This window comes from Streptomyces sp. NPDC006235, assembly GCF_040613735.1.
Taxonomy (GTDB): domain Bacteria; phylum Actinomycetota; class Actinomycetes; order Streptomycetales; family Streptomycetaceae; genus Streptomyces.
In genome coordinates, this window is sequence record NZ_JBEXSR010000012.1 from 110,709 (window position 1) to 134,769 (window position 24,061).

19 protein-coding genes are annotated in these 24,061 nt (G+C 71.4%); 5 read left to right on the forward strand and 14 right to left on the reverse strand.

Going from position 1 to position 24,061, the window contains the following annotated elements:
• Positions 1–59: 59 nt before the first annotated feature.
• Positions 60–2,411: a PQQ-binding-like beta-propeller repeat protein gene (locus ABZ192_RS17035; protein ID WP_356925279.1), complete on the reverse strand. Its 2,352-nt coding sequence runs from the start codon at positions 2,409–2,411 to the stop codon at positions 60–62.
• 108 nt (positions 2,412–2,519) lie between these two features.
• On the opposite strand from ABZ192_RS17035, the gene ABZ192_RS17040 reads away from it, so the two are divergent.
• Positions 2,520–3,185, forward strand: a complete 666-nt coding sequence (locus ABZ192_RS17040) for a hypothetical protein (protein WP_356925280.1) — start codon at positions 2,520–2,522, stop codon at positions 3,183–3,185.
• Here the strand turns inward: ABZ192_RS17040 and ABZ192_RS17045 are convergent.
• Both ABZ192_RS17045 and ABZ192_RS17050 read right to left on the reverse strand, forming a co-directional pair.
• Positions 3,100–5,151 carry a protein kinase gene (locus tag ABZ192_RS17045; RefSeq protein ID WP_356925281.1) on the reverse strand — a complete coding sequence of 684 codons (2,052 nt, stop codon included), beginning with the start codon at positions 5,149–5,151 and terminating at the stop codon, positions 3,100–3,102. The genes ABZ192_RS17040 and ABZ192_RS17045 overlap by 86 nt on opposite strands.
• A 92-nt stretch (positions 5,152–5,243) precedes the next feature.
• Positions 5,244–6,092, reverse strand: coding sequence for a menaquinone biosynthesis protein (locus ABZ192_RS17050; protein WP_356925282.1), 849 nt, complete (start codon positions 6,090–6,092; stop codon positions 5,244–5,246).
• Between the two features lie 319 nt (positions 6,093–6,411).
• On the opposite strand from ABZ192_RS17050, the gene ABZ192_RS17055 reads away from it, so the two are divergent.
• Together ABZ192_RS17055 and ABZ192_RS17060 are read left to right on the forward strand one after the other, a co-directional pair.
• Positions 6,412–6,615, forward strand: a complete 204-nt coding sequence (locus ABZ192_RS17055) for a cold-shock protein (protein WP_003992177.1) — start codon at positions 6,412–6,414, stop codon at positions 6,613–6,615.
• A gap of 346 nt (positions 6,616–6,961) precedes the next feature.
• Complete coding sequence (locus ABZ192_RS17060) at positions 6,962–7,621, forward strand: methyltransferase domain-containing protein (protein WP_356925283.1); 660 nt, start codon at positions 6,962–6,964, stop codon at positions 7,619–7,621.
• Between the two features lie 10 nt (positions 7,622–7,631).
• Here the strand turns inward: ABZ192_RS17060 and kstD are convergent, their stop codons facing one another.
• The 5 genes from kstD to ABZ192_RS17085 all read right to left on the reverse strand — a co-directional run bounded on the left by kstD (position 7,632) and on the right by ABZ192_RS17085 (position 17,800).
• Positions 7,632–9,410 carry a 3-oxosteroid 1-dehydrogenase gene (gene kstD / locus ABZ192_RS17065; protein WP_356925340.1) on the reverse strand — a complete coding sequence of 593 codons (1,779 nt, stop codon included), beginning with the start codon at positions 9,408–9,410 and terminating at the stop codon, positions 7,632–7,634.
• A gap of 109 nt (positions 9,411–9,519) precedes the next feature.
• Positions 9,520–10,644: a substrate-binding domain-containing protein gene (locus ABZ192_RS17070; protein WP_356925284.1), complete on the reverse strand. Its 1,125-nt coding sequence runs from the start codon at positions 10,642–10,644 to the stop codon at positions 9,520–9,522.
• Between the two features lie 131 nt (positions 10,645–10,775).
• Positions 10,776–14,297, reverse strand: coding sequence for a HEAT repeat domain-containing protein (locus ABZ192_RS17075; protein WP_356925285.1), 3,522 nt, complete (start codon positions 14,295–14,297; stop codon positions 10,776–10,778).
• A 69-nt stretch (positions 14,298–14,366) separates the two neighbouring features.
• Positions 14,367–16,286 carry an AMP-binding protein gene (locus ABZ192_RS17080; protein WP_356925286.1) on the reverse strand — a complete coding sequence of 640 codons (1,920 nt, stop codon included), beginning with the start codon at positions 16,284–16,286 and terminating at the stop codon, positions 14,367–14,369.
• Positions 16,287–16,516: 230 nt separating this feature from the next.
• Positions 16,517–17,800, reverse strand: a complete 1,284-nt coding sequence (locus ABZ192_RS17085) for an acetyl-CoA C-acetyltransferase (RefSeq protein WP_356925287.1) — start codon at positions 17,798–17,800, stop codon at positions 16,517–16,519.
• Between the two features lie 93 nt (positions 17,801–17,893).
• Between ABZ192_RS17085 and ABZ192_RS17090 the strand changes: the two genes are divergently transcribed.
• Together ABZ192_RS17090 and ABZ192_RS17095 are read left to right on the forward strand one after the other, a co-directional pair.
• Entirely contained in the window at positions 17,894–19,231 is a 1,338-nt protein-coding gene (locus ABZ192_RS17090; RefSeq protein WP_356925288.1) for a 3-oxoacyl-ACP reductase, read from the forward strand.
• Positions 19,231–20,097 (forward strand): MaoC/PaaZ C-terminal domain-containing protein, encoded by an 867-nt coding sequence (locus ABZ192_RS17095; protein WP_356925289.1) that lies wholly within the window; start codon positions 19,231–19,233, stop codon positions 20,095–20,097. Before ABZ192_RS17090 ends, ABZ192_RS17095 begins: the two co-directional genes overlap by 1 nt.
• Here ABZ192_RS17095 and ABZ192_RS17100 read toward each other — a convergent pair.
• From ABZ192_RS17100 to ABZ192_RS17125, 6 genes are all read right to left on the reverse strand, one after another.
• On the reverse strand, positions 20,085–20,774 hold the full coding sequence (locus ABZ192_RS17100) for a TetR/AcrR family transcriptional regulator (RefSeq protein WP_356925290.1): 690 nt from the start codon (positions 20,772–20,774) through the stop codon (positions 20,085–20,087). The two genes, ABZ192_RS17095 and ABZ192_RS17100, sit on opposite strands and share 13 nt — an antisense overlap.
• Positions 20,775–20,852: 78 nt before the next feature.
• Positions 20,853–22,154: a dicarboxylate/amino acid:cation symporter gene (locus tag ABZ192_RS17105; RefSeq protein WP_356925291.1), complete on the reverse strand. Its 1,302-nt coding sequence runs from the start codon at positions 22,152–22,154 to the stop codon at positions 20,853–20,855.
• A 71-nt stretch (positions 22,155–22,225) separates the two neighbouring features.
• Positions 22,226–22,318, reverse strand: coding sequence for a putative leader peptide (locus ABZ192_RS17110; RefSeq protein WP_356925292.1), 93 nt, complete (start codon positions 22,316–22,318; stop codon positions 22,226–22,228).
• 141 nt (positions 22,319–22,459) lie between these two features.
• Positions 22,460–22,759: a DUF4229 domain-containing protein gene (locus ABZ192_RS17115; protein ID WP_356925293.1), complete on the reverse strand. Its 300-nt coding sequence runs from the start codon at positions 22,757–22,759 to the stop codon at positions 22,460–22,462.
• A 107-nt stretch (positions 22,760–22,866) separates the two neighbouring features.
• A complete protein-coding gene (locus tag ABZ192_RS17120; protein WP_356925294.1) occupies positions 22,867–23,391 on the reverse strand; it encodes a GNAT family N-acetyltransferase in 525 nt (174 codons plus the stop codon).
• 16 nt (positions 23,392–23,407) lie between these two features.
• Complete coding sequence (locus ABZ192_RS17125; RefSeq protein ID WP_356925295.1) at positions 23,408–24,058, reverse strand: UdgX family uracil-DNA binding protein; 651 nt, start codon at positions 24,056–24,058, stop codon at positions 23,408–23,410.
• Positions 24,059–24,061 lie beyond the last annotated feature (3 nt).

The following is a 24,061-nucleotide window of genomic DNA, read 5'->3' on the forward strand; positions in this document are numbered from 1 at the left end:
TTAACTTCAGCTAACGGAGACTATGGCAGTCCCCGGATTGGCTCCCCAGCGCCCCGGCGTCAGACTGCCGGCATGGCGTATATCTCCGGCCCGTTCGTCACCAACAGCCGGTTTCCGGCGTGGGCCATCTGCCACGGAGCGCCGGAGTCCTTGTCGTCGGTCCAGGTCCAACGCACCTTGCCGCTCTTGGCCGCAAGGGCGATCACACCCCCCGACAGGGGCCCGGAGGCGCAGTACAGCGTCGTGCCGACTCTCACGAAGCTCTCGGGCCCGCCGCGATCCTGGTCCTCACACAGCCAGAGCCGCTTGACGCTCTTGACGTCGACGGCCCATACGCCGCGGTCGTAGTCGCTGACATACAGCACTCCGTCGATGACGGCGGGGTTGTTGAAGCCACGGCGTCCCTTGGGTGAGAGCGTCCACCGTGTACTGCCTGTCTCCGCGTCGACCGCCGTGAGCTCCTCACCGGGAAGAAAGACGAGGCCGTTCGCGACCGTCGGCTGCCAGGCCCAGTCGTCGCCGATCTTCTGGGTCCACAGCTGGTCACCGGTCGCGGTGTCGCGCACGGTGAGGTTGTAGTTGGAGTCCGTGTAGACGAGGTACTTGCCGGAGACGGTGCCCTGGACGTCGTAGTCCTTCGTGCCCCAGTCGCGGTGCTGCAGCCACACCTTTCTGCCGGTGCTGTGGCTGACCGCGGCGACCGCAGTGCGGTACTCGGTGGCGCTCGCGGCGCGGGCGTAGTCGGTCACCGTGACGTACACGTTCTTGTCGTCGATGGCGATGGTGCCCTCGATGCCGAGTTGCTTGCCGAGGCGGCTGCGCCACACCTCCTGGCCGGTCTTCACATCACGCGCGACGAGGACTCCCTCGGCGCCGCCATCGGTCAGGAACACCTTGCCGTCACGGAACAGGAGCTGGGAGCCGGGAGCACAGACGTCGGGCTTCGACCAACGGGCCTTCCCGGTCTTCACGTCGTATGCCACCAGGGGGTCGCCGCTGACCAGGAGCAGGCCGTCATGAATGAGGAGCGGTACGTCCGTGGTGGTGCTGTCCTCCGCCGCCTGCTCGTGCCACAGAGGCTGGGGGGCGACTCCGGCCGGCGGGGTGGTGAAGTTCTCCTCGACCGGCTGCGCGGAACCACCGACGCCACTCGTGCCGGTCGCCGTGCCGGAGGGGGCACCGTCCTGGCCGAGCCACCAAGTGGCGGCCCCGCCCGCCGCAGCCACGGCGGCGGCACCGCCGAGCGCAAGGCCAAGGACGCGGCGGCGGGAGGGAGCGGTGGAGGCGGTGGCGAAGGCCGGCGTGGTCGCCCCGTGTCCCGGGGTCTGCGCGTCACCCGGCGGTGTGGCGTACCCGGGCATCGGGGTGCCGTAGGCAGCCGCAGGGGTGCCGGCCTGTCCAGAGGCCGGCGGGTACCCGTACCCCGGCGTTCGTGTGCTCGCCGGCGCAGCGGTCCCACCCGCCATCGCCGGTGCGGGCCCGAAGGACGCAGCGGCCGGAGCCTGGGGCTGCTGCGGTGCCTCCAAGTCCAGGATTCCGGCCGCATGCGTGGCGATCGTCGATGCCACCGCCGACGGGAGCCAGTCGCTGAGGACACCTTCGACACCCTGTGGTGCGAGTGCCGTGACGATCTCCGACGGCGCCGGGCGATGCGCGGGATCCTTCGCGAGACAAGCGCGCACCAGGCCCAGCAGTTGCTGCGGTACGCCCTCCAGGTCGGGCTCGCCGTGCACGACCTGATAGAGCAACGAGGCGTGCGAGACGGCTCCGTGACCGAACGTGCCCCTGCCGGTCGCCGCAAACGCGAGCACGGCACCCAGCGAGAAGACATCGCTCGCCGCACCGACATCCTGACCGAGCGCCTGCTCCGGTGACATGTAACCGGGTGAGCCGACCACGACTCCCGTCTGTGTCATACGGTTTCCGTCCACCGCACGCGCGATTCCGAAGTCGATGACGCGCGGGCCGTCTGCCGCCAGCAGGACGTTCGACGGTTTCAGGTCCCGGTGGATCAGTCCCGCCGCATGAACCTCCTGGAGGGCAGCGGCAAGGCCCGCGGCCAGTGCCCGCACGGTCCGCTCCGGCAGTGCACCGTGCACGGCGACCACGTCCGTGAGATCCGGACCGAGCACGTACGACGTCGCCAGCCACGGCAACGGCGCGTCCGGGGCGGCGTCCACGACAGGGGCGGTGAAGCGGCCGGAGACGGCCTTGGCAATCTCGACCTCGTGCCGGAAGCGGTCACGGAAGTCGCCATCCGCTGCCAGGTCCGGCCGTACGACCTTCACGGCGACGGTACGGCCACCGGGCGAACGGGCCAGGTAGACGCGACCCATGCCGCCGGCGCCGAGTCTTCGCAGGAGACGGTAGGTGCCCAACTCCGTCGGATCGTCCGGCTGCAGCGTCTCCATTTGTGGGCCTTCCCCGTGTCACGCGTTGTGGTGTGCTCATCGCATCTCATGGTGTTCGCTATCGCAGACACAGTAGTGACCGCTTGAGCAAGGTGAGAGTCAGGGGCCATGAGCGGAAGTTCGGCGAAGCCGAAGCGGAGGAAGGCGGTCAAGGCCGCCCTGCGGTACGAGCATCGGCGCGGCCGACCCGCCGCCGGGCGGCCGAGGAAGCCGGACTGGGGATGTGCCGTGGGTTGCGCGGTGATCCCCGGCGTCTTGGTCCTGCTGACGCCGCTGTACTTCTTCGACATGTACTGGGGGGACGACCTCTGGAGCGGCTTCGCCGCCGCGTGGCCCGGCGGCGCGTACGCCTTCGCCGCCACCGTGGGGGCCCTGGTACCGCTGGTCTTCCTCGCCTGGGTCTGGCCCCTGACCCGGATGAACTGGAAGAAGAGCAAGCCACGTTCGCTGGCCTGGGCTGCGGCCTCGCTGCCCGGGCTGGCGGCGGGGTACCTGGTCGCCGGGGTGATCATGGGGACCACACGGCCCAAGCGGCGCCGCGACTGGGACTCCGACTGCTACAACGAGGGCGGGCCCTGCTGGGTGCACGTGCACTACCCGTGGCTGTGGGCCGTCGGTCTCGTCGCCACCCTTGCCGCGGCCGCGCTGCTGATCACCCTGTTCTTCAAGTGCGGCGGCCGGCCCTCCGCTACCGCACCCGCGACATCCGAGCCTGAGGCCGCCCCGACTCCTCACTCTCCGACCGGTACCGCAGGTCATCGCCCACCGGCGTGAGGCGGACCGTCGTGGGGGCCGGGTTGCAGCCGCCGTGGTTGGTCTTCGCACCCACGGACGTCGCGACGAGCTCCTTCTTCGTCACCTGCTTCAAGGTCAGTACGTCGACACAGACGCCGCCGATCTGATCGGTCTGGCGCAGGCGCCCCAACTCCTGGCCCACGGCGGCCCGTTCGACGGTGATCCGGAACGTGCCGAGGGGCAGCCTGCCGTCCAGGGCGGTGCCCTGGCCCTCCCAGGTGCCGAGGTACGCGGCGGGCACGGCGCCGGAAGGGGCGGCGCTCGCGGACGCCGCGGGGGGAGAGTCGGTGCCCGCGCCGGAGTCGCTCGTGTCGTCGTCGTGGGAGGTGCGGTCCGGCAGCAGGTCGAACACGAACGCCGAGCCGATCGTCACGGCCGCCATCGCCCCGGCGACCGCCAGCGCCACGGTGCAGCTCAGTCTCCGCACCCGGCCGCCGCCCTCCGGCGTGGACGTCGCCGCCACGGAGACCGTCACCCTGCCGGGGCGCCGGCCGACGGACGACGGGGCGGCGGTGTCGTCCTGCGGACCGGCGTCCCGGGGTGCGGGTACAGGGGCTAGTTCGGGGGCTGGTACGGCGGTGGGTACGGCGGTGGAGGCAGGTACGGCCGGCGTGGGCATCACCGGCGGCGGCCCGAACACGCCGACGGGACCCGCCTCCGCCGGCGGCACCGTCTCGCCTCGCGGCGGCACGGTGTCCGTCGGCGCCACCGTCTTACCCGGCGTCGCCGTCTCACCGGGCGCCACCGTCTTACCCGGCGTCGCCGTCTCACCGGGCGCCACCGTCTTACCCGGCGTCGCCGTCTCACCCGGCGGCCCGAAGGCGCCGACCGGCCCCGCCGCCGGACTCGACGCCCCACCCGGCGTCGCCGTCTCACCCGCCGCCACCGCCCCACCCGGCAGCACCGCCCCTCCCGGCGTCACTCCATCCGCCGGCGTCACTCCATCCGCCGGCGGCGCGCTACCCACCGGCGTCCCCGTCTCCGCCGCCGCCACGGACGGGCTGCTGAAACCGACCGGCCCCGAAGGGCCCCCGGCCGCCCCGGGCCCCGTCGCCTCCAGGTTCAGCAGCCGTACGGCGCTGCGGCTCACCTGCTCCACCAATGCCCCCGGCAGCCACCCGCCCGCCACCAGCCGGGCCGCGCCCTCGGGCGCCAGCCGCCGGGCCACCTCGGCGGGGGCGGGCCGTGCGTCCGGGTCCTTCGTCAGGCAGGCCGCCGTGAGTTCGCGCAACTGCCCGTCCAGGCCGCCGAGTTCCGGCTCCTCGTGGACGACCTTGTAGAGCAGGGCCGCCGAGGAGTCCCCGGGGAAGGGCGGTTCGCCGGTCGCCGCGTACGCCAGGACCGCGCCGAGTGAGAAGACGTCCGCCGCGCCCGTGACGCCCTTGCCGAGGATCTGCTCGGGCGACATGTAGCCGGGCGAGCCGATCGACACGCCCGTGGAGGTAAGGGACGCCGTACCGTCCGTGGCCCGTGCGATGCCGAAGTCGATCAGCAGCGGCCCGTCGAGCGTGAGCAGGACGTTCGACGGCTTCACGTCCCGGTGCACCAGGCCCAGGTCGTGCACCGCCGCCAGCGCCTCGGCCAGCCCGGCCCCCAGCACCCGTACGGTGTGGGCGGGCAGCGCGCCGCCCTCGGTGACCGCGGCCGACAGCGAGGGACCCGCCGCGTAGGCCGTCGCCACCCACGGCACCCGCGCGTCCGGGTCGGCGTCCAGGACGGGTGCCGTCCAGGCACCTCCGACCCGGCGCGCGGCCTCGACCTCGCGGTGGAAGCGGGCCCGGAACTCCTCGTCCAGCGCGAAGTGCGGATGGACGATCTTCACCGCGACCGTACGGCCGCCGGCGCTGCGGCCCAGGTAGACCCGGCCCATACCGCCGGAGCCCAGCCGGCCGAGCAGCCGGTAGGGCCCCACGACGGTGGGTTCGTCGACTTCGAGCGGCCGCATGGCGTCACCCCTCCCCCGTAGGCGCCCGCAGGCCCCCGCCGGACCCCGTACGCGCGCACTCCCAGCAGAGTAGTGCGGGAGCGCGGGCCCGCTCACGGCTGGAGCAGGTCCACCTTCACGTCCGCGGGGAAGCCGGTCGAGGGCCCGACCCGGCGGGCGAACTCGGCGACCGCCTCCAGCTGCGGGCCGCCGAAGCGGAAGTCGAGGGTCGTGAAGTAGCGGGCCAGGGTCTCCTCGTCGAAGGCCTCCCAGCGGGCGGCCTGCTCGGCGACCTTGCCGACCTCCTCCAGGGAGAGGTTGCGGGAGTCGAGGAAGGCCTCGTGCACCTTGCGCGTGATGACCGGCTCGCGCTCCGCGTAGTCGCGGCGCGCCGCCCAGACCGCGAAGACGAACGGCAGGCCCGTCCACTCCTTCCACAGCGCGCCCAGGTCGTGCACGTCCAGGCCGAAGCGCGGGCCGTCGACCATGTTCGCGCGCAGGGCCGCGTCGCCGATGAGGACGGCGGCCTCGGCCTCCTGCATCATCAGGCTGAGGTCGGGCGGGCACGTGTAGTAGTCCGGCTGGACGCCGTAGCGCTCGGCGAGGAGCAGCTGGGCGAGGCGGACGGAGGTGCGGGAGGTCGAGCCGAGGGCGACGCGGGCGCCGTCCAGCCGGTCCAGGGGGACCTGCGAGACGATCACGCAGGACATGACGGGGCCGTCGCAGCCGACGGCGATGTCGGGGAAGGCGACGAGGTCGTCGGCGTTCTTGAGGAACTCGACCAGGGTGATCGGACCGATGTCGAGATCGCCCTGCACCAGCTTCTCGCTGAGCTTCTCAGGGGTGTCCTTGGTGAGCTCGAAGTCGAGGAGCGTGCCCGTTCTGGCGAGCCCCCAGTACAGGGGCAGGCAGTTCAGGAACTGGATGTGGCCGACGCGCGGCCGGGTGCGAGGATTGTCCACATCGTGAGGCTAGCCCTCATGGCCTACGGGCCCACGCCCGGCCCCGCCGTGGGTCCGGGGCCTGCCGCCGGCGCCCTCACCGCCAGTCGGCGGACGGTGTTCAAACATTCGGGTGAGGTGATCTTGACCCCTATTGCATTCCGGGGCCTGCGTGCTAGGCTCGTCGCAAGTTGCAGTTTGGTTTCCCTTGCAGTACAGAGCCTGCGGAGCATGTGACCGCGGGCTCTCGTCATTCTCAGACGTATGCAGTTGTGCAGAATTCATCTTCACACTTGCTGGTTCTGGAGCAGGGCAACCCTTTTGAGCCCAAGGAGGGCTTATGGCTACCGGAACCGTGAAGTGGTTCAACGCCGAAAAGGGCTTTGGTTTCATCGCCCAGGAGGGCGGCGGCCCCGACGTCTTCGTCCACTACTCCGCGATCAACGCGAGCGGCTTCCGCTCTCTCGAGGAGAACCAGCAGGTGTCTTTCGACGTCACGCAGGGTCCGAAGGGCCCGCAGGCTGAGAACGTCACGCCGGTCTGATCAGTAGTACCCAAGGAGCCCCGCGCCGTCAGGCGGCGGGGCTCCTGCCTTTTGCTCCCTCTTGCCCTCCGGTGAATTTCCGGCGAATTCTGGCCCCTATCCCGTGATCCCGTGGCCCCTGAGAGGATGCCCGGATGCAGAGAGACCCGGACCCGGAGCACGACGGGGAAGACAGCCCTGGGCACGGCGATCGGCGCGGGCGCGGGCCTCGGAGCACGGCGGACGGACGAGGACCGGAGACCGACAGACCGGTAGACCGGCAGACCGGTAAGACGGCCGTGCGATGAGATGACGGGACGCCGTATAAGCCCCCCGCGGTGTCAGTGCCCCGCCCTAGGGTCGGAGGATGACTGACCTCGACTTTGTGGATGAGACCCGGGTCTTCTACGACGCCGTGGCGGAGGACTACGCCGTCCGCTTCAGTGAGCCGCGCGTGGCGATGCCGCTGGACCTGGGGCTGCTGTACGGGTTCGCGGAACTCGTGGGTGAGGGGGGCGAGGTCGCCGACCTGGGGTGTGGGCCGGGGCGGGTGACCGCGTATCTGGCGTCGCGGGGGCTGTCCGTGTTCGGGGTGGACCTGTCGGAGTCGATGCTCGCGATCGCCCGGCGTGAGCATCCCGGCCTGCGGTTCGCGCAGGGCTCGATGCTGGAGCTGGACCTGCCGGACGGCTCGCTCGACGGGGTCGTGTCCTGGTACTCCACCATCCACACCCCGCTCGACCGGCTGCCGGCCGTATTCGCCGAGTTCCTCCGCGTCCTGCGCCCCGGCGGGCATCTGCTCCTCGGCTTCCAGGCCGGTGACGAGCCCCGCCGCTACGAGGAGGCCTTCGGGCACCAGGTGGCGCTGACCTTCCTGCGGCGGCAGCCGGAGCGGATCGCCGCCCTGCTGGAAGCCGCCGGGTTCGTCGTGCGCTCCCGGACCGTCCGGGAGCCCGACGAGACGCTCGGGGAGCCGGTCCGCCAGGCGTGCCTGGTCGCCCGCAAGCCCCCCGAGCCGGTGTCCTAGAAATACCCCCTCACAGCACCCCCGCTATGTCCCTCGCCGCGATGTACCCGAAGGTCATCGCCGGCCCGATCGTGGAGCCCGCGCCCGCGTAACTGTGGCCCATCACCGCCGCGCTGGCGTTGCCCGCCGCGTACAGGCCCGGGATCACCGAGCCGTCGGGGCGCAGGACGCGGGCCCGGGCGTCCGTCCGCATGCCGCCCTTCGTGCCGAGGTCGCCGGGGACGATGCGGAAGGCGTGGAAGGGAGGCAGCCAGAGGGGCGCCAGGCAGGGGTTCGGGAGGACCGACGGGTCCGTGTAGTAGTGGTCGTAGGCGCTGTCGCCGCGGTGGAAGTCGGGGTCCTCGCCCCGCCGTGCCTGGGAGTTGAAGCGGTCGACGGTCGTGCGCAGGGCCGCCGCCGGGACGCCGATCGACGCGGCCAGGGCGTCCAGGGTCCAGGCCTTGTGCGCGGCGCCCGAGTCGTACCAGGTGCCGGGCAGGGGCAGGGCCGGCAGGACGTCCTTGAAGAGGTAGCGGTTGCGGTAGTTCTGGTCGACGATCAGCCAGGACGGGATGGCCGGGTCGGTGTCGTGGACGTCGTACATGGTGTGGACGACGTCGCTGTAGGGCGCGGCCTCGTTGACGAAGCGCCTGCCCGATCCGTTCACCAGCAGCCCGCCGGGGAGGGTTCGTTCGGCGAGGCAGAAGTAGGGCTGGTCCGGGACCGGGATCGCCGGGCCCCACCACGCGTCGTCCATCAGGTCGAGCGCCGCGCCGAGCCGCTCCCCCGCCCGGATGCCGTCGCCGGTGTTCTCCTTCGCCCCGACCGTCCACTCGGTGCCGATCGGCCGGCGCTGGTACCGCTCGCGCATCGCCGCGTTGTGCTCGAAGCCGCCGGAGCCGACGATGACACCCCGGCGGGCGCGGATCAGGCCCGGGGTGCCGTCGCGGGTGACCACGGCTCCGGTGACCCTGCCGTTCTCGACGTGCAGGTCGCTCAGGGGCGTGTTCAGCCATACCGGTACCCCTGCGGAGCGCAGCCCCGCGCGCAGGCCCGCCGCCAGTGCCTGACCCATCGTCAGGGGCTTCTGGCCGAGCGTCGCGGCCTTCGTACCGCGGGCCAGGCACTGGGCGGCGACGGCCGCGCCGCGGGCGTTCACGGCGGCCAGGGCCAGCCACTTGTAGTCGGCGCCGAAGACCACCATGCCGGCGGGGACGTCCAGGTACGGCGGGTTCAGACGGGCCAGTTCGGGGCCGAGGAGCCTGCCGTCGAGCTGGTCGGGCTCGATGGAGCGGCCGTTGGGCAGGCCGCCGGGCAGCTCGGGGTAGTAGTCGCTGTAGCCCTCCATCCAGCGGAAGCGCAGGGGGCTGTGGGCCATGACGGAGGAGATGGTCGCCGGGCCGTGGGTGAGGAAGGCGCGCTGCCGGTCCGCGGGGACCTCCGGGCCGACGACGGCGGCGAGGTAGGCGGCGGCCTTGGCCGGCGTGTCGGGGACACCGGCCGCGAGGATCACCGAATTGTTCGGGATCCAGATCCCGGCACCGGAGCGGGCCGTCGAGCCGCCGAAGGTCGGGGCCTTCTCCACGACGACGCAGCTCAGGCCCTGCACCGCGGCGGTCAGCGCGGCGGTCATCCCGGCCGCGCCGGAGCCGATGACGACGACGTCGTACGTGCCGAGCGGGGGTAAGTCGGCGGCGTGGGCGCCCTGTTGCACTCCGGCGGCGACCGCGAGGCCGGCACCCGCGGCACCGGCCAGCACTCGTCTTCGAGACGGGGAACCAGGGGGAGCAGCCGATGGTGCGGAGTTCATGTCAGTGGTCATGACGTCTCCAGCGCGACGGGACACCTCAAGGGGTGGGGAATGTCGCGCGGGCACCTCGCGAAGTCAAGAGCCAGGCACCGACGGCCTGTTGGAGGTTCTAGTCGAGGCCGATCGCCGCGCAGTCCGCCTTGTACTTCGCCGTGCAGATGTCCTTGACCGTGTAGACCCCGTCCGTGATCACGGTCTCCTTGATGTTGTCCTTGGTGAGGGCGACCACCGGCACCAGCATCGCCGGGATGTTCTTCTGCGTGGGGCTGTCGACCGTGTCCCGGGTCAGCGCGGCGAACTCGATGGAGCGTCCCTGGACCTTCGCGACGGCGATCTTCGCGGCGTTCGTCGCCTCCAGCAGGAACGACTTGTACACGGTCATGTACTGCTCCCCCGACACGATCCGCTGCACCGCGTCCAGGTTGGCGTCCTGCCCGGTCACCGGCGGGATCCTGGTCGCGCCCGCCTCCTTCAGCGCCTCGATGACGGCGCCCGCCATGCCGTCGTTGGCGGAGTAGACGGCGGCGATGTTGTCCAGCCCGACGGTCCGGATCGCCTTCTTCATGTTGGCCTTGGCGATCGAGGGCTTCCACTCCTTGGTGTCGTACTGCTGGACGATGTCGACCTGCCCCTGGAGCTCGCCGAGCGCGCCGTCCTTGAACCGTGCCGTGTTCGGGTCGGCGGGGTCGCCGTTCATCATGACGACCTTGCTGTTCTTGGCCTTGTCGCCGAGCTCCCCGACGATGGCGCGGCCCTGCACCTGCCCGACGAGTTCGTTGTCGTGGGATACGTAGGCGTCGATCGGGCCCTCGGCGAGCCGGTCGTAGGCGATGACGGGGATGCCGGCGTCCTTGGCCTTCTGCACGTCCGACGCGATGGTCTTGGAGTTCAGCGCGTCCACCAGGATGACGTCGACCTTGTCAGCGATCATCTTCTGGAACTGCTCGCTCTGTCTGGACACGCTCGCCTCGGCGTTGGCGTACTCGACCTTGCCCTGGTTCTCGGTGAGCTCGGCGACCTCGCTCTTGATCAGGGGGTAGTCGAACTTCTCGAAGCGTGCCGTGTCCCGGTCGGGCAGCAGCAGGCCCACCGTGAGGTCGTTGCCCTTCTTCACACCCGCGGAGTCGTCGCTCCCGCTGCCGCCGCAGGCGGCGAGGGACAGGGCCGACAGGGTGACCGCCAGGGCTATGGAGAGGGGACGCACAGCGGGCCGACGGGTGGTACGCGCTTTCACTGGTGGTGCCTTCCGATGTGGGAGCATCGCGACGAGGTGGCAGAAAGCCAACGGGGAGACACCGTGCGTCGTCAAGGACCAGGTGTGAAGACCTCGCAAAGGCCGAGCGGGGGCTCGCGGTCGGACCCTTCTCAGGGCAGCCGGTCACTGACGGGCCGCAACGACTCGGCCGCCGCCAGAGCACGCGCCGACGCGTCCCGTACCTCTTTCTCCTCGTCGGACTCTGCTCGATTCCGCAGCAGCGGCAGGGTCTCCGGGTGGGCGGGCCAGCCGAAGGCGAGTGACTGCAGGGCGGCGATGCGGGGTTGGGGGTCGGGATCGGCGACGGCTCGGTGGCGCAGGAAATCGGCCGCTGCGGCGTCCGTCTCGCACACGGCGTACCAGCGCAGGGCGTCGTCCCGGATCCCGGGATCGGCATCGGCGACCGCCCGGTCCCGGAACACCTCGCGGGCCGCTGCGTCGTCGCCCCGGCCCGTTGCCAGCAGTGCCAGCGCCAGCTTTCTGACCGGGGCGGAGTCGTCGTCCTGCGCGCGGGCACGGATCGCGGCCCACTTGGCGGCCTCATCACCCCGGTAGTGCCTCAGGGAACGCAGCGCCTCCTCCCGGACTTCGGCCTCGGGATCGTTGCCGAGCCGGTCCAGGGCCAGCTCCCATGTCCCGGCGTCATCCCCGCGGTGCCCGCACAGATGCTTCAGGGCCGCCACCCGTACGACGCCTCCGGTGTCACCGACGGCATACGCGCGGACGAGTTCCCAGGTGGCCGGCTCGTCAGCGCTCAGTTGCACCAACCCGTAGAGGGCGCCTGCCCGAGCCTGCGGCCCAGGGTCCGCGACAGCCCTTTCGCGCAGGAACTCCACCGTGCCGGGCTGGGAACCCGCCGTCTGCCACAGCATGCTGCACGCCGAGCCGCGGACCCTCTCGTCCGGGTCCGCAACGGCTCGGCGCCGGGCCAGCTCCCAGGTGGCGGGGTCGTCACCACGGATGTTCCGCAGGCCGAACAGGGCCTGTGACCGGACGAACCAGTCCGGATCCTCGACAGCGAGTCTGTGTGACGCTTCCGGGTCCTCCGAATGACGGGTCAGGTGGTACAGGGCCAAGTGCCGGGTGTTGGCGTTCGGGTCCTCCAGTGCCAGTTTGCGCATCAGCGCCGCAATGCGTTCGTCGTCCAGCACATCACCGAGATGGGTCAGCGCCTCAAGCCGCACGAAGCCGGCGGGATCTTCGACCGCCCGACGGCAGAGCAGTTCCCTGACCTCAGGGTCGTCACCACGGTATTGAGCCAGCGCGGACAAGGCCTGGTACCGCTGATACTTGTCCTCCGCGGAGACGGCGAGCGCGGCGAGGGGCGCCCACAGGTCCTCGTCCGACGCGCTGTCACCGCGGAGTGACAGCGCGAGGGCGCGGATCCGCGGCGAGGGGTCCGCGACCGAACGATCCGCGAGCAGATCGCTGACACCCTCCTCATCCGTGCCGAGTTCGGCCAGCGCTTCGAGAGCCGTACTACGGACGTGCTCAGAGGGGTCGGCGACCGCACGCGTGCGCAGCAGCTCGCGGACATCCCGCTCGGCTCCCCAGCGCTCTGCCAGCTCTTCGAAGAGGGCGGCCTGGACAGGACTGTCAAGGGCCCACCCGGCCATGATCCGCGGGATCGCCGAGTCCTGGTAGAGCACAGACGCGTACTGGCCCGGCAGCGAATGGGAGCGGAACTGGCCGCGCAGATGAAACCAGCGCAGGAACCGGGGGCGCCCGCTCCAGTGCGGAGGAAAGGTCTTGAGGGCGGCCACGGTCTCTTCCGTCCCGCCGATCAGCGAAAACGTCGAATCTGTCTGCTCCACGATCGCGACGAGGGCGTCCACAACCGCCCTGCTCTGCCCCGCCAGCACGCCGATCCTGCGCACCTCCGCCAGCGCCCGCACACTCAGCGTCAGCAGGGACGAGTCCCAGTCGGGGTCGACCCGCCGCCGGTGCATCTCCAGCAACCGGTCGATCACCGCGCCCGCTTCCCGCTCCCCGATCTGCCCGACCAGGAGCAGCAGGACCTCGTGCCAGGCCGGGTCCTCCGCGTGCCGGGCGAACACCTCCTCGACGAACTCCTCCCGGGTCCACTCCCGCTCCCGCGTGTAGCGCTGGTCGATGTCGACGGCCGCGAGGTATTCGAGGAAGGCCCGGTGCACGAAGCCGTACACCCCGCCCCCGTAGTGGCTGAGGATGAAGTTCCGTTCCCGGAACTGCCGCACCATCGTCCGGGCCGCCGACACGGCCTGCGCGACGGGCAGTTCGTATTGCTCGGACAGGTACTCCTTGAAGGTGGCCAGCAGTTCGTCCTGGTGGATGTGGTTGCCGGCGATACCGCCCTCGCCGTCCTGCATGCGCCGGGCGACGAGCCGGAGCAGCTCGTGCCGGTCCTCGTCCCCGAGGTAGGACAGTGCCTCCAGGTCCGTCGGCCCGCGCAGGTGCTTGGCGTGTTCGTCCCAGTGCGCCACCAGGACCGCGACGGCGTGCCGGTAGACGCCCTGCCGGTCCCGGGGCAGCTCCCTGCGGCGGCCGATGATGGCGAGGATGGTCAGCAGGAGGGGATTGCCGGCCAGTTCACCCACCGGACGGGAGTGCCCGACCGCCTCGGTGAGCCGTCGGCACAGACGGGCGGCGCGCTCCTCGTCGTGCGGGTACGCGGTGGCGTACCACTGCCGGGCGAAGAGCTCTATCTGCTGCCTGCTCAGGTCCTGGACCATGTAGTGGGCGAAACCGGCACGCTCCAGGACGCCCCGCCGGTATCCGATGACGCGCGAGGTCACCACCACCCGGACCCCGGCCTGCTGGTGGCGGCCGGCGAAGTCGGCGATGCGGTGACCGACCTGTTCCCGTGCGGCGGGTTCGAAGAGTTCGTCCAGGCCGTCGAAGACGACCACCGCACGGCCCTCGGCCAGGATCCGCTCGGTGACCGGGTACGGGGGCGCCATGCCCTTCGTGGTGTGCAGGTGCTCGAGGAAGTCCTCGAACGTCCGCTCCCGCCACTCCCCCGCGGCGTACTCGCGTAGTTCGACGACGAGCGGGACGCGGCCGTCGAGGGCTGCCAGCGGGTCGTCCGGCCGGACCGCTCCGGTGAGGGTCAGCGCGAGATGGCGTGCGAGGGTGGACTTGCCCGCGCCGGGGTCGCCGAGCAGGACGAGACGGTCCTCGTGCGGGCCGGCCAGCACCTCCAGGACGTCCCGCGCGGGACGCTCCGCGTAGGCCTGCCGAGCGCGGTCCAGGGCCTCGCGTTCGAGGCCGGGCGGGAGGCTCGACGGCCACTCACCGGAGTCCACGAGCCGCTGACGGATGTCGCGGGGCAGCTCCACGGGCGGCGGGTCGGCCCGTACGGTGGGCGCGACGAACACCTCGTCCAGACCGACCGGAGGATGTTCGCCCTCCTCGGTCGGGATCAGCACCTCCAGGTCCAGGCGGCCGTAGGTCTCGCGGATGCGCGTGGCGTAACGGCGCAGCGCCTCGTCCGTCTCCTCGGGGGACGGGACCGTTTCCACCGTCTGCTGCACGTACTGGTTCTCGATGTGCACGGCCACGCCGTAGTCGCCGGTCGCGGCGGCCTTGATGTCACCTCCGGCCCCGACCGCCCGCTCCCCGCCCGCCTCGACCCGCTTCGACTGCCACCCCATGACAGGACCGTAGCCGCCGTGGAAGGTAAGTGGAGGCCTGGTCGGGGAAACCGGCGCGGGCCCGGTGCCTCACCGCGTGTACAGGGCCTCCACCTCTGCCGCGAAGGAGCGCATCACGGCCTCGCGGCGGAGCTTCATCGACGGGGTCAGGTGGCCCGCCTCCTCGGTGAAGTCCTCGGGGAGGATCGCGAAGCGGCGGATGGACTCGGGGCGGGAGACCATCTTGTTGGCCTCGTCGATCGCGCGCTGGAGGACGGAGCGCAGTTCCTCGTCGTCGACGAGGAGTTTGGGCGGTACGGGATGTTTGCCGTTCATCTGGCGCCAGTGGGTGATGCCGTCCGGGTCCAGGGTGATCAGGGCCGCGACGAAGGGGCGGCCGTCGCCCACGACCATGCACTGGGAGATCAGCGGGTGGGAGCGCAGCCAGTTCTCCAGGGGCGCCGGTGCGACACTCTTGCCGCCCGCGGTGATCAGCAGTTCCTTCTTGCGGCCGGTGATCGTCAGGTAGCCCTCGTCGTCCAGTTCGCCGATGTCGCCCGTGGCGAGCCAGCCGTCGGGGGCGGCGGGTACGACGCCCCCGGCCTGGGGGTCCCAGTAGCCGCGCAGGACGTGGTCGCCGGCGAGGAGGATCTCGCCGTCGGCGGCGATCCGGACGCGGGTGCCGGGCAGGGGCCAGCCGACCGTCCCCAGACGGGGTTTGAGGGGCGGGGTGACGGTCGACGCGCCGGTGGTCTCCGTGAGGCCGTAGCCCTCGAAGATCTCGATGCCGGCCCCGGCGTAGAACGCGGCGAGGCGGCGGCCCAGAGGGGAGCCGCCGCAGATGGCGTAGCGGACCCTGCCGCCCATGGCGTTGCGGATCCGGCGGTAGACGAGGGGGTCGTAGAAGACGCGGGCGGTCCTCAGGGCGCGGGAGGGGCCGGGGCCGGTGCCGGTCTGCTGGGCCTCCATCGCCTCGCCGTAGCGCCGCGCCACCGCCACCGCGCGGTCGAAGGACGTCACCCGGCCGGCCGCCTCGGCCTTGGCGCGGGCCACGTTGAAGACCTTCTCCAGCATGTACGGGATGGCGAGCAGACAGGTCGGCCGGAAGCTCGCCAGGTCCGGCAGCAGGTTTTCCGCCTTGATACTCGGCGCGTGGCCGAGCCGTACACGGGCGCGGACGCAGGCGATCGCCACCATGCGCCCGAAGACGTGGGACATGGGCAGGAACAGCAGCACCGAGGCCTCTTCGCTGGTCTTGGCCCGGAAGACGGGGTAGAGCAGCTCGATGGCGTTGTCGACCTCGGCGAAGAAGTTGCCGTGGGTGAGGGCGCAGCCCTTGGGGCGGCCCGTGGTGCCGGAGGTGTAGACGAGGGTGGCGAGGGTGTCGGGGCCCAGCATGCCGCGCCGCACCTCGACCTCCTGGTCGCTGAGGTGCGCCCCGGCTTCCGCCAGCCGGTCGATGTGGCCCTTCTCCACGACCCACATGTGCTTCAGGTCGGGCAGGCGTTCGCGCTCCGGGCCGAGTGCGGCGGCCTGCCCGGCGAACTCGGTCACGAGGGCGACCGCGCCGGAGTCCTGGAGGATCCAGCGGGTCTGGAAGACGGAGGACGTGGGGTAGATGGGCACGGTGACCAGACCGGCCGCCCAGGCCGCGAAGTCCAGGACGGTCCACTCGTAGATCGTGCGGGCCATCACGGCGATCCGGTCGCCGGGCATCAGCCCTTCGGCGATCAGCCCTTTCGCCACGGCCAGCACCTGGCCGGCGAACTCCGCCGCCGTGACGTCACTCCAGCGTCCGTCGGCGTCCTTGCGGCTGAGCGCCACGGCGTCCGGGTCCGCGCTCGCGTTGTCGAACGGCAGGTCGGCGAGGGACCCGTGGGTCCACGGCGGCGCCAGCGGCGGTACGGACGCCTCCCGCACCGCCCCGTCGAGCCGCCGCGTCTCGGGCTCGACCAGGACCGGTCCGCCGTAGATGTCGCCGTAGGCGGAGGAGGGATGGGCAGTGGACACGGGCGGCTCCTGGGGCGCGCAGCGAAGGAACTGCTTGCTGCATACGTACGTGCCTCGCACGCCGAGGCGCTCAACCGGTTGAACCCCCAGAAAGGGGTTACTGACGGTAGGAACGGGATCGTACGGGCCTCACGTGGCGGGTTTGTGCGGGTTAGGGAATGGTCCGGAGCCAGGCCTGTGCATTCTCGGGGGTTACGTGAGGGACCTTCACGTTCGGTCCGCCGTCGGCCTCAGGCCCGTTCCAGGATCGCCGTCACCCCCTGCCCGCCCGCCGCGCAGACGGAGATCAACCCGCGGGCGGGCGCGTCGCGTTCGGCGAGCAGCTTGGCCAGGGTCGCCACGATCCGGGCGCCGGTGGCGGCGAAGGGATGGCCGGTGGCGAGGGACGAGCCCGCGACGTTCAGCCGGGCGCGGTCCACCGTGCCCAGGCCCCGCTTCTCCCAGGCGGCGAGCGTCGCCAGCACCTGGGAGGCGAAGGCCTCGTGGATCTCCACCAGGTCGAAGTCGGCCAGTGCGAGCCCGGCCCGCTCCAGCATGCGCGGCACGGCGTACGCGGGCGCCATGAGCAGCCCGTCCTCGCCGCCGGCGACGTCTCCGCCGGCGAAGTCGACGGCCGCCGTCTCGTACGCCGTGAGATACGCCAGCGGCTCCAGCCCGCGCTCGCGGGCCCACTCCTCGCTCGCCAGCAGCACCGTCGCCGCCCCGTCCGTCAGCGGGGTGGAGTTCCCGGCCGTCATGGTCGGGTCGGGGTGGTCGAGGCCGAACACCGGCTTGAGGGAGGCGAGTTTCTCCACGGTCGAGCCGGGGCGCAGGTTCTGGTCGCGGGCAAGGCCCCGGAAGGGGATCACCAGGTCCTGGAAGAAGCCGCGTTCGTACGCCGCCGCCAGCCGCTGGTGACTGGTCGCCGCCAGTTCGTCCTGCGCCTCGCGGGCGATGCCCCAGGCGCGGGCGGTGACGGCGGCGTGTTCGCCCATGGACAGTCCGGTGCGCGGCTCGGCGTTGCGCGGGATGTCGGGGACGAGGTGGCCCGGGCGCACCTTCGCCAGGGCCTTCACGCGACCGCCCAGCGACTTCGCCCGGCGGGCCTGAAGCAGGATGCGGCGCAGGGAGTCGTTGACGCCCAGGGGCGCGTCGCTCGCCGTGTCGGTGCCGCCCGCGACCGCCGACTCGGTCTGGCCGAGGGCGATCTTGTTGGCGGCGGCGATGACGGCCTGGAGTCCGGTGCCGCAGGCCTGCTGGATGTCGTAGGCGGGGGTGGTGGGGTGCAGACGCGAGCCGAGGACCGTTTCGCGGGCCAGGTTGAAGTCGCGGCTGTGTTTGAGGACCGCGCCGGCCACGAACTCGCCGACCGCGCCCGGCTCCTGGAGCCCGTACCGCTCGACCAGGCCGTCGAGGGCGGCGGTGAGCATCTGCTGGTTGGAGGCGGTGGCGTAGGGGCCGTCGGAGCGGGCGAACGGGATGCGTGCTCCGCCGACGACCGCCACACGCCGCACCGACATCTTCTGGGGTCTCATCTCGACCGCTCCTCGCCTGTGACGTAGCCTTACCTACGGTAACCTTACTCCAGAGTAAGCAAGTGTGAGCAGTCATCCGAGCTGGGAGTCGCCATGGCCGACCGCTATTTGAGTTTCACCGCCACCGGGCCCGGCCGCTTCCTCACCCGGCGGCTCGGCCTGCCCCAGCCCGCGGCGCTGACCCGCTGGTCCCCCGAGCGGCCCGCGCTGGACGGCGGCCTGCGCCACCTCACCGCCGGCAGGTCCGGCCTCGACCTGGCACCGGTCCTCGCCCGTACGGGGATCGGCCCGGCCGGCTCCGACCGGGCGGCGGCCGTCGTCCTGGACGCGACCGGCGTACGGGACGTCGAGGGCCTGGCCGAGGTGCACGCGGCCCTGCACCCCGTCGTACGGTCGGTCGCCACGAGCGGAAGGGTGATCCTGCTGGGTGCGCCGCTCGACCCCGCCGACCATCACCAGGCCGCCGCCCAGCAGGCCCTGGAGGGCTTCACGCGCTCCCTGGGCAAGGAGGTCGGCCGGGGCAGGACCGTGAACCTGGTCCGGCTCACGGACGCCTCGGCCGCCGAGTCCACGCTGCGCTTCCTGCTGTCGCCCAAGTCGGCGTATGTGAGCGGGCAGGTGATCGAGGTCGGGGCCGGTGGGACGGGGCCGGACGAGACCGCCCCGGACGACGATCCCTCCGCCCCCGTCGACTGGGACCGCCCCCTGGCCGGCCGCACCGCCCTGGTCACCGGCGCCGCCCGCGGCATCGGTGAGGCGGTCGCCGAGACGCTCGCCCGGGACGGGGCCCGAGTCGTCGTCCTCGACGTACCGCAGGCCGAGCAGGACGCCCGGCGCGTCGCCGACCGGCTCGGCGGCACCGCGCTGCTCCTCGACATCACCGCCGCCGACGCGGGCGCGCGGATCGTCGAGGCCCTGGCGGGCGGCCTGGACCTGCTCGTCCACAACGCGGGCATCACGCGCGACCGGCGACTGGTGAACATGCCCGCCGAGCGCTGGATCCCGGTGCTGGAGGTGAACCTGGCGAGCGTGCTGCGCACGACGGACGCGCTGCTGAAGGCCGGGGCGTTGCACCGGGGCGGCCGGATCGTGGCGACCGCCTCCATCGCGGGCATCGCCGGCAACGCGGGCCAGACCAACTACGGGGCGAGCAAGGCGGGGATCGTCGGCCTGGTCCGCTCCCTCGCGCCGCGCGCGCTCGCCGAGCACGGGGTGACGGTCAACGCGGTCGCGCCGGGCTTCATCGAGACGAAGATGACGGCCGCCGTCCCGCTGTTCATCCGCGAGGCGGGCCGCCGCATGAACTCCCTCGCGCAAGGAGGCCTTCCGGCCGATGTCGCCGAGACCACCGCCTGGCTCGCGCACCCGGCCTCGGGCGCGGTCAACGGGCAGGTCGTCCGCGTATGCGGCCAGAGCCTGCTGGGGGCGTGATGGCCGACGCCGCTCTCCTCCTCACCGGGTCCCCCTCCCTCGCCCCGCTCCTCGCGCGCGGCGCCCTGCTGTCCCCCTTCAAACGCCCGGCCCCCGACGCGGAGTTCCCGCGCACCCGGCTCGTCCTGCCGGGCCTGCGCGTCGACCTCGCGCGGCTGGCTGCGTACGAGCGGGTCTGCGGGTTCCCGACCGGGGAGGACGCGCTGCCGGTGACGTATCCGCACGTGCTGGGATTCCCCCTGGCCATGCGGCTGATGAGCGGCCGGGACTTCCCGCTGCCGCTGCTGGGCCTCGTCCACACGTCGATCACGGCGACCCGGCACCGTGCGATGCCGGCCACCGGCGCGTACGAACTCACGGTGTACATCGAGGGGTTGGCGCCCCACCGGCGCGGCACGGAGGCGACCGTCGTCACCGAGGTGCGCGAGGACGGAGACGCGGTCTGGGAGTCGAGGAGCACCTACCTCGCCCGGCACCGCACGCAGCGGCCCGCCGAGGCTCCCCCGGACGAGGCCGAAACGCCCCGGGAGGAGATACGGAAACCGCTGCCGGCCGTCGCCGAGTGGCGGCTCGCCGAGGACGTCGGGCGCCGGTACGCGGCGGCGTCCGGCGACCGCAACCCGATCCACCTCCACCCGCTCACGGCCCGCCTGTTCGGCTTCCCCCGGGCCATCGCCCACGGCATGTGGACCGTCGCCCGCTGTCTCGCCGCGCACGGCACGCGGGAATCCTGCCACGTACGCGCGGAGTTCCGCGCACCGGTCCTGCTGCCCGGGACGGTGACGTACGCGGCGGAGGACGGCCGGTTCGAACTACGCGGCAGGGAGAACCGCCTCCACTTGACGGGGGACGTCTACTCCACCTGAGTCCCCGCCTGCTCCCCCACCTGATTCCCCGCCCGCTCCACCGGCGGTGACCACGGCCGCCCCGCCATGAGGTCGCCCAGTCCCGCCCAGGCGAAGTTCATCAGCGTGGCCGCGGCCTGGCGGGCGGTGACGCCCGGGGTGGCGTTGGCCCAGGCGGCGAGCGACTCGGCGGCCCCGACCAGGGCCTCGGCGAGTCCGGCGACCTCGCGTTCGGGGAGGTCGGGGTCGCGGTGCGCCTCGCGCGCGGCGGCGAGGATCAGCTGGGTCACGAACGCGACGATCTCCTCGCGCATCGCGGCGACCTCGGCGGCGAAGGGCTCGCCGTGCGTACGGGCCTGGAGGTGCAGGACCGACCAGGCGTCCGGGTGGCGCGCGGTGTGCGCGAAGAACGCCCCGAGCCCTTCCCAGAGTTGCCGGTCGACGGGCAGGTCGCGCCGGACACCGGCGCGCACGGCTTCGACGAGTGCCTGGGCCTCGCGGCGGATGCAGGCGGTGAAGAGGTCTTCCTTTGAATTCAGGTACAGGTAGACCAACGGCTTGGACACGCCCGCGAGTTCGGCTATCTCGTCCATCGACGCGGCCATGTACCCCCGTTGTCCGAAGATCTGCACGGCGGCGTCCAGCATCTGCTGTTCACGGACCGCACGCGGCATCCGCTTGGTCTTCACGGCACCCATACCGCTTAGCGTACGGTCCCCCCGGCCGGCCCTCTCTCGGGAAACCGAGAGGACCGGCCAGGGAAGGGCGTCGGCGCGTCAGGCCGCCGCGGGGACCTGCTCGGGCCGCGTCTCGCGCGGCTCGTCCAGGGAGGAGCCGTCGGCCGTGGCGTAGGCCTCGCGGTCGAGCAGGTTCTCGCGGGCGGAGACCAGGACCGGGATCAGTGCCTGACCGGCGACGTTGGTCGCGGTGCGGATCATGTCCAGGATCGGGTCGATCGCGAGGAGCAGGCCCACGCCCTCCATCGGCAGGCCGAGGGTGGAGAGGGTGAGGGTCAGCATGACCGTCGCGCCGGTGAGACCGGCCGTGGCGGCGGAGCCGACCACCGAGACGAACGCGATCAGCAGGTAGTCGCCGACACCCAGCTGGATGTCGAAGATCTGGGCGACGAAGATCGCGGCGATGGCGGGGTAGATCGCGGCGCAGCCGTCCATCTTGGTCGTCGCGCCGAACGGCACCGCGAAGGAGGCGTACTCCTTCGGCACGCCGAGCCGCTCGGTGACCTTCTGGGTCAGCGGCATCGTGCCCACGGACGAGCGGGAGACGAAGGCCAGCTGGATCGCGGGCCAGGCGCCCTTGAAGAACTGGATCGGGTTGGCCTTGGCGACGGTCGCGAGCAGCGCCGGGTAGACGCCGAACAGCACGATCAGGCAGCCGACGTAGATGTCGGCGGTGAACGTCGCGTACTTGCCGATCAGGTCCCAGCCGTAGGTGGCGATGGCGTTGCCGATGAGGCCGACGGTGCCGAGCGGGGCGAGCCGGATGACCCACCACAGCGCCTTCTGCAGCAGTTCGAGGACGGACTCGCTGAGGGTGAGGATCGGCTGGGCCCGCTCCCCGAGCTGGAGGGCGGCGATACCGGCGACGGCGGCCATGAAGACGATCTGCAGCACGTTCAGCTCGGTGAACGGCGTGATGACGTCGGTCGGCACGATGCCGGTCAGGAAGTCGATCCAGGAGCCGGTTTCCTTGGGCTTCGCACCGTCCTTGGGGGTGAGGCCGGTGCCGGCGCCCGGGTTGGTGAGCAGGCCGATGACCAGGCCGATGCTCACCGCGATCAGCGACGTGGCCATGAACCACAGGAGGGTGCGCGAGGCCAGGCGGGCCGCGTTGTTGACCTTCCGCAGGTTGGTGATCGAGACCAGGATCGCGAAGAAGACGAGCGGGGCGACGGCGAGCTTCAGCAGGCCGATGAACGTGTCGCCGACCTTCTCCAGGGTCGTGACCAGCCAGGACAGGTCCTGGCTGCGGGCGAGCCAGCCGAGCAGCACGCCCAGGACGAGACCGGCGATGATCTGGGCCCAGAAGGGCACCTTGAAGGACTTCGTGTGTGAGGACACGGAAGGGCTCCGTTGGGGGACGCGTAGGGACTGACGTGGGAGACGACGGGGATTGCGTTACGTCAGGGACTTCAGGTAGCGGACGCGCACCGACAGAGATCCACATGCAGGCGCGCCACGAGCAAAGCGCTCAGGGGCATGAGGGGCGCGACTGCTGACTTCATGGCATCGACCTTAACACCTGAACTTTGAGTACCTCAAAGCCTGGCTTTGACAGGCTGAAACCCGACCCCACCCACACATGACAAAGCGCCCCGTTTCCGAGCAAGTACGGAAACGGGGCGCTGTACGCCGGTGCGGGGCTCCTACGAGGTCTGCCCCTGCGCCCGGGACGCGTCGTCGGCGGCGTCCTCCTGGTTGCGGTTGGCCTCCAGGTTGGCCTTCATCCGGTCCACCCGCTGCACGATCTGCACGGACGCCCGGTCCCGCTCCTTGCGCAGCACGACGAAGCTGATCGGCGCGGAGAGCAGCAGGGCGAGCATGACGATCCACAGGCCGTTGCTGGAGCCGAGACCGCGCGGGGCGAGGCCGGAGTAGACGAGGCCCCAGACGACCACGAGGCAGCCTGCGAAGATGCCGAGGCGCATCAGCGTGTAGCGGAGCATCTCAATCCACTCTTCCGGTTCGAACGGCCAGAACGCACCCAAAGGGGCACCGTCCAGTGAAGCACGCCGGGCGGCCGATCTTGCAGGGGGGTACGGGGCCTCCGGGTTCAGTTCAGCGGCAGCAGCATGATGATGTCGTCCCGGTCGTCGCCGGGCGCCACCCGGATCGCGCCGGGGATGCGCCCGACCTCCTTGTAGCCGCAGGACTCGTAGAAGCGCTCCAGGCCGAGACCGCCCCGGCAGGTCAGCCGGATCGCCTCGATGCCGTCGAGGCTCCGGGCCGCGTCGGCGGCCGCCGCCAGCAGATCCCGCCCGTACCCCTTGCCCTGATGACGCGGATGCACCATCACCGTGTAGAGCCACAGCCAGTGCGTCATGAGGTGGTGGGTATTGAGCGTGAGGAACGCGGTCGCCGCGACGCGCCCCTCCTCGTCGTGCCCGACGAGCAGCCTGACCTGTCCCTCCGCCATCGACGCGAAGTGCCGCGTCAGCCAGGGACGGATGTCCTCCGGCGTCACCGGCGGCACGAAGCCGACGGCACCGCCCGCGTTGGAGACGTCGGCCCACAGATCGAGGATGCCGTCACGCAGGTCGGGCGTGACGGCAGGATCGAAGGTGAAGGTAAGGGGCATGCGCAGATTGTAGCTATTACGCCAGTACCTGCGCCGCCACTTTCAGGTCCGACAGCAGCCCCCGGTACGCCGCCTCCCGGTCGTCCGCCCGCAGCACCGACGACGGATGCACCGTCGGCACCAGCCGCTCCGGCCGGCCGTGGATCTCCTCCTCCAGCACCGTGCCCCGCACCTGCGTGACCCGGAAGGAGGACCCGAGCAGCGCCTTCCCGGCGGTGGCCCCGAGTACGACGATCAGTTCCGGCTCCACGACCGCGAGCTCGGCGGCCAGCCAGGGGCCGCACGCGGTCATCTCGCGCAGGCTGGGCGCCTTGTGGATCCGGCGCTTGCGCGGCTCGGCCTGGGTGAACTTGAAGTGCTTGACCGCGTTGGTGACGTAGGCCTCGGAAGGGTCGATGCCCGCCTCCTCCAGGGCCCGGTCCAGAAGCCGCCCGGCGGGCCCGACGAACGGCTTCCCCTGCCGGTCCTCCTGATCCCCGGGCTGCTCCCCCACGAGCATGACGCGAGCGTCCTTGTTCCCGTCCCCGAACACGGTCTGGGTGGCGTCCCGGTGCAGGGGACACCCCCGGCACTCGGCAGCGGCCCGCCGCAGAGCGGGCAACCCACCACGCTCAGGAACAAAAGGTTCAGCCGTATAGGCATCCTCAGGCGCCTTTGTGCCAACCATGCC

Bases quoted from the DNA above. Each gene is read 5' to 3' on its own strand.
- ABZ192_RS17035 (WP_356925279.1), bottom strand. From the start codon at position 2,411: ATGGAGACGCTGCAGCCGGACGATCCGACGGAGTTGGGCACCTACCGT.
- ABZ192_RS17040 (WP_356925280.1), top strand. From the start codon at position 2,520: ATGAGCGGAAGTTCGGCGAAGCCGAAGCGGAGGAAGGCGGTCAAGGCC.
- ABZ192_RS17045 (WP_356925281.1), bottom strand. From the start codon at position 5,151: ATGCGGCCGCTCGAAGTCGACGAACCCACCGTCGTGGGGCCCTACCGG.
- ABZ192_RS17055 (WP_003992177.1), top strand. From the start codon at position 6,412: ATGGCTACCGGAACCGTGAAGTGGTTCAACGCCGAAAAGGGCTTTGGT.
- ABZ192_RS17060 (WP_356925283.1), top strand. From the start codon at position 6,962: ATGACTGACCTCGACTTTGTGGATGAGACCCGGGTCTTCTACGACGCC.
- kstD (WP_356925340.1), bottom strand. From the start codon at position 9,410: ATGAACTCCGCACCATCGGCTGCTCCCCCTGGTTCCCCGTCTCGAAGA.
- ABZ192_RS17075 (WP_356925285.1), bottom strand. From the start codon at position 14,297: ATGGGGTGGCAGTCGAAGCGGGTCGAGGCGGGCGGGGAGCGGGCGGTC.
- ABZ192_RS17085 (WP_356925287.1), bottom strand. From the start codon at position 17,800: ATGAGACCCCAGAAGATGTCGGTGCGGCGTGTGGCGGTCGTCGGCGGA.
- ABZ192_RS17090 (WP_356925288.1), top strand. From the start codon at position 17,894: ATGGCCGACCGCTATTTGAGTTTCACCGCCACCGGGCCCGGCCGCTTC.
- ABZ192_RS17095 (WP_356925289.1), top strand. From the start codon at position 19,231: ATGGCCGACGCCGCTCTCCTCCTCACCGGGTCCCCCTCCCTCGCCCCG.
- ABZ192_RS17100 (WP_356925290.1), bottom strand. From the start codon at position 20,774: ATGGGTGCCGTGAAGACCAAGCGGATGCCGCGTGCGGTCCGTGAACAG.
- ABZ192_RS17110 (WP_356925292.1), bottom strand. From the start codon at position 22,318: ATGAAGTCAGCAGTCGCGCCCCTCATGCCCCTGAGCGCTTTGCTCGTG.
- ABZ192_RS17115 (WP_356925293.1), bottom strand. From the start codon at position 22,759: ATGCTCCGCTACACGCTGATGCGCCTCGGCATCTTCGCAGGCTGCCTC.
- ABZ192_RS17120 (WP_356925294.1), bottom strand. From the start codon at position 23,391: ATGCCCCTTACCTTCACCTTCGATCCTGCCGTCACGCCCGACCTGCGT.
- ABZ192_RS17125 (WP_356925295.1), bottom strand. From the start codon at position 24,058: ATGGTTGGCACAAAGGCGCCTGAGGATGCCTATACGGCTGAACCTTTT.